The following is a 2,415-nucleotide window of genomic DNA, read 5'->3' on the forward strand; positions in this document are numbered from 1 at the left end:
AGACACTCGGGTGGAAGACACCCGCCGAAGCATTCAACGAGCAACTACTCTCACTCCAACAAGCCGGTGTTGCATCGACCGGTTGAATCAGGTCAGTTCACGTCCATCCGCTATGGCGAACGTCTTGCCGAGATCGGCGCGGTCCCGTCTATCGGGTCGATCGGGGACAGTTACGATAATGCCCTGGCCGAGACGGTCAACGGCTACTACAAGTCCGAACTGATCTACGGGCCGACTCGCACCGGCCCCTGCAAGACCGTCGAAGACGTCGAACTGGCCACCCTCGGGTGGGTGCACTGGCACAACACCCGCCGCCTACACGGCTACCTCGGCGACATTCCACCCGCAGAGTTCGAAGCCACGTTCTACGATGCCCAGCGGAACGACCACACCCTGGTCGAAATCCAATAGCCCGAGCCTCCACGAGAACCAGGATGGTTCTATATCGTGTCAAGGGGTCGCGGGGACTGGGTGCGCCGCCGCGAGGGTCCGGTAGAGCTGCCGGGTGATGTAGCGCTTGAGTGAGCGCATGATCTCTTTGGTAGTGCGGCCTTCAGCGCGGCGTCGGGCGACGTAGACCTTGGTTGGTGCGTGGGTGCGCATCCGGACGATGACAACCGTGGTCAGTGCTCTGTTGAGTCGTCGATCGCCACCGCGATTGAGCCTGTGCCGCAGGGTGTTTCCCGATGATGCCGGGATTGGGCAGGTACCTGCCAGTGCGGCGAAGGCGGATTCAGAACGCACCCGACCGGGGTGGGACCACGCCGTCAAGACCGATGCCGCGACCACCGAGCCGACACCGGGAAGCTCACACAGTTCCGGGGCGAGATCCTCGACGATGGCGTCGAGACCTTTGCGGTTGTCTACCAGCTCTGCGTCAAGGTCGACGATACGCTTGGCCAACCGGATCGCTTCTTGGCGGCAGGTACGGACTACGGCATCTTCGTTCCGTTCACGCCATGTTGCGATGATCTTGAACTGACTGTGCGACAAAGCTTTACGAACATCCAGGCCGAGGTCGATCGTGCGCAGCAATGCCGTCAGGGCATTGATCATCCGGGTGCGCTCTGCGACCATCTGTTCGCGGGCGACAACCAGAATTCGCAGGGCCACACGCCGGCCAGTGGCCCGGGGCTGCCGGAGACGTGAGGTATCGGCGGCCAGGACCGACCGGGCAATACGGACCGCGTCGAGGGCATCGGTTTTGCCGACACCGCGACACTGCGCCGCCGGCATGACTGACGGCTCGGCAACCGGCAAGCCGCCGTTGCTGACGCGTTCGGCGAGTCCGGCCGGGTAGGACCGACACCTTCGATCACCACAAGCGCTGATTGCCCGTCGATTCTGCGGGTGATCCACTTCCAAGCACGGTCCCAACCCGAGGCGGTATTGGGGAAGACCACCTCGCCTAGGGTTGCGCCCGTAGCAGCGGTGACCAGCGCTAACGAATGGGTAGCTGCATGGGCGTCAACTCCGATGACAAACGTGTACTGCTCTGCAACGATGGGCATGGCGACGTGAAGTTCCTTCCTGTGGGCGACGTCGTACCGGCGTCGGCCCGGAAAACACTTCGAGGCAGGCCTGTAACGGGCCACGACTCGCGGCAACGAGTCGGGCAGGCTTCTAATCAAGCCACCAAAGCAGGACCGGGCCGGCCGTCGCCGCCCACGATCGGATGGACAGATCCCGGGTGGAGCACCCTCACGGGGCCAGGCGATTCACGAGTCACACCCAAACGGGACGGCAACGCCGATCCTGTCAGCCAGCACCGGGCCAGCCGGGTAAAGACTTACAGGCGATTAGTGTTCCGCTCGGGGTTCTGCAAGTGGCGCACGTCCCGCGATCGTGGGCCGACCGACCCCGGCCCTTCGGCGCCGCGCCGAAGTGGACAGTAAGGCCGCCGCGTTTCACCGCCGGATCCGATGGGGTGTACGGCGCTCCTCGCATCCTGGCCGATCTGCGCGCCGACGGGCAGCGGGTGTCGCGCAAAACGGTGGCGGCATCGTTGCGACGCCAGGGCCTGGCTGGTATCTGTCCGCGCCGGTTCGCGCCGGCCACCACGGTGGTTGACCTCGCTGCCGCGGTCCCTAAGGACCTGGTAGGGCGGATTTTGACACCGGACGCCTGCACCGGTGTGGACGTCAGACATCACGTATTTGCGCACGGGTGACGGCTGGTTGTACCTGTGCGCGTGCGCGACGGTTGCAGCCGCCGCCCTCCGCTCAGATCGGTACCTAGTTGCAATCGTCACCGTGACAAATTAGGTGCGATGACAACGGCCGAATGCCTCCAAACTCGTCCGACGTGCCGAGGAAGGAGAGTTGTCCGTTCTCATTGATTCTGGGGCATTCTCATTGAATCTGGGGTAAGTGCGTGTCTTTCTCATTGAATCTGGGGCACGAGGCTTAGCGTTTA

Annotated in this window: 2 protein-coding genes and 1 pseudogene; 2 read left to right on the top strand and 1 reads right to left on the bottom strand. The window is 63.3% G+C overall.

Annotated elements, in window-relative coordinates:
- A partial coding sequence (locus SKC41_RS31645; RefSeq protein WP_330981543.1) for an integrase core domain-containing protein occupies nt 1-411 on the top strand: 411 nt, incomplete at its 5' end.
- 39 nt (nt 412-450) lie between these two features.
- Here SKC41_RS31645 and SKC41_RS31650 read toward each other — a convergent pair.
- Nucleotides 451-1,511 (bottom strand): annotated as a pseudogene (locus tag SKC41_RS31650) (IS110 family transposase).
- A 314-nt stretch (nt 1,512-1,825) separates the two neighbouring features.
- Between SKC41_RS31650 and SKC41_RS31655 the strand changes: the two are divergent.
- Nucleotides 1,826-2,170: an IS3 family transposase gene (locus tag SKC41_RS31655; protein WP_330981544.1), complete on the top strand. Its 345-nt coding sequence runs from the start codon at nt 1,826-1,828 to the stop codon at nt 2,168-2,170.
- Nucleotides 2,171-2,415: the final 245 nt, after the last annotated feature.

This window comes from Mycobacterium sp. 050128 (genome assembly GCF_036409155.1).
GTDB lineage: Bacteria > Actinomycetota > Actinomycetes > Mycobacteriales > Mycobacteriaceae > Mycobacterium.